Source organism: Corynebacterium sp. HMSC035E02 (assembly GCF_001836065.1).
Taxonomy (GTDB): Bacteria; Actinomycetota; Actinomycetes; order Mycobacteriales; family Mycobacteriaceae; genus Corynebacterium; species Corynebacterium hiratae.
On the sequence record NZ_KV827375.1, the window covers coordinates 1 to 500 of the forward strand.

Genomic DNA, 500 nt, shown 5'->3' on the forward strand with positions numbered 1-500 from the left:
TACCGTCGTTGCTGATGCGGGCATGTTTTCCGCGGCGAACAAGCAAGCACTCATCGATGCAGGCCTGCACTACATCTTGTCGGTGAAAACCCCCACCGTGCCTGAGGTGATCGAAACCTGGCGGCGGGACAACCCCGGTGAAGACTACACCCACGGCCAGATCTGGACACAAGCCTCCGCAAGCGATGGACGCAAACACACAACCCCGAATACGGTAACCCACTTCCAGTACTCCCACGACCGGGCTAGACGCAGCCTGCGCGGAATCAAAGAGCAAGTCGCGAAAGCCAAACGCGCTGTTGACGGCGATATCGCAATCAAGCGCAACCGCTATATTGATCTTTCCGCCCCGAATAAGAAGGTCAACTACGCTCTTGCTGCCAAGCACCGAGCCCTAGCCGGAATTAAAGGCTATGAAACCGACCTGACTACTCTTCCCGCCCAAGAGGTTATCGGGCATTACCGCAGGTTATTCAACATTGAAAAGTCGTTTCGGATGT

1 protein-coding gene is annotated in these 500 nt (G+C 55.4%); it reads left to right on the plus strand.

What is annotated here, in order from left to right; translation table 11 throughout:
* Positions 1-500: IS1634 family transposase (locus HMPREF2635_RS11210; RefSeq protein WP_141761714.1), on the plus strand; the 500-nt coding region annotated here is incomplete at both ends.